The sequence below is a fragment of the Acidovorax sp. KPB24-07 genome, assembly GCF_057543315.1.
This window is the reverse complement of record NZ_BAAJYS010000679.1, coordinates 1-1,211: the sequence shown is the minus strand read 5'-3', so window position 1 is coordinate 1,211 and position 1,211 is coordinate 1. Positions and strand designations below refer to the sequence as shown.

Sequence of the window (1,211 nt, the reverse complement as noted above, 5' to 3'; positions counted from 1 at the left end):
CGGACCGCGTCGGCCGCGAGGTGCACGGTGCCGCCCTGCACGGTGGCCAGCTCTTGCGGCACCACCGTGTCCAGCCCTGGCGGCATGACGGCGCCGGTCATGATGCGAACGCATTCCCCGCGTGCGGCATGGCCCGTCCAGGGCCGGCCGGCCAGGGCGGTGCCGGCCACCCGCAGCGACAGCGGCTGGCCGGCGCGCAATGCCGAACCGTCGAATGCATAGCCGTCCATGGCCGAGTTGTCGTGCGGCGGCACGCTGATGGGCGAGACGAGGTCGCAGGCCAGCACCCGGTCGAGCGCCGCGGACAGCGCCACGGTTTCGGTGCCGGCCACCGGCTGCACCAGTTGTTCGAGGAAGGCGGTGACGGCCTCGGCACCCAGGGCGTGGGCGTCGTAGCCGGGCAGGCCGGCGGCGATCTGTGCAAGGGTCTTCATGCGGCAGAAAAAAGAGGGGAGGCCGGCAGCCACCGCACCATGTGCAGCTTGTCGTGCCCGACGCCCTGGATGACCACCGCGCGCGGCAGCAGGCCCCAGGCGCGAAAGCCCGCGCGCTCGTACAGGCGCACGACGTGGGTGTTGGCGGCGGTGACCGTCAGCACCAGCTGTTCCAGCCCGGCCACCTGTTCGGCGAGCTGCACGCAGGCGTGCACCAGCGCGCGTCCGACGCCGCCGCGCTGCGCGCGCGGCGCCACCATCATGCCCACCACGCTGGCGCAGTGGCGCTGCTGCAGGCGGGCCTCGCGCTCGCAGCCGATGCTGCCGAGCAACTGGCCGTCCGCGGCGAACGCCCCGAGGAAAAAGGTGCCCGTGGCGGGCGCGCCGAAGCGCTCGGCATACGACTGGGCCGGGCGCAGCACCGCGCTGGCGTGGTCGGAGGTGAAGGCCTCGGGCGCGCAGCGCAGCGCCTCGTCGCGCAAGGCCTTGTAGGCATGCAGGTGCGCGGTGCCGAGCACGTCGATCCGGAAGGGGTCAGGGGTCATGGGGCGAGCGCGCGTTCGAGCGCGTGCAGTTCGGCCAGGGTGTTGGCGTTGCAAAAGCCGAGCGGGTCGTCGCCGGGCTGGTCGAAGGCGGCCACGGCGCACGGGTGCTGGGCGATCCAGGCGCCGATCTTGCGGCCGCCGCCCACCATGAATTGCGCGAGCGACTCCCGCAGCGAGGCCCGCAGGAGGCAGAACACCGGCTGCGTGCGCAGGGGGCGCGGCGCCCCGGTTC

General features: G+C 73.6%; 1 protein-coding gene and 2 pseudogenes. All 3 read right to left on the bottom strand.

The features are described 5' to 3' along the window. Positions 1-434: pseudogene (locus AC27IQ_RS24960) on the bottom strand (molybdopterin molybdenumtransferase MoeA); the annotation flags it as partial. Further along, a complete protein-coding gene (locus AC27IQ_RS24955; protein ID WP_487091212.1) occupies positions 431-979 on the bottom strand; it encodes a GNAT family N-acetyltransferase in 549 nt (182 codons plus the stop codon). The gene AC27IQ_RS24955 and the pseudogene AC27IQ_RS24960, both read right to left, overlap by 4 nt. Further along, positions 976-1,211 (bottom strand): annotated as a pseudogene (locus AC27IQ_RS24950) (molybdenum cofactor guanylyltransferase MobA); the annotation flags it as partial. The gene AC27IQ_RS24955 and the pseudogene AC27IQ_RS24950, both read right to left, overlap by 4 nt.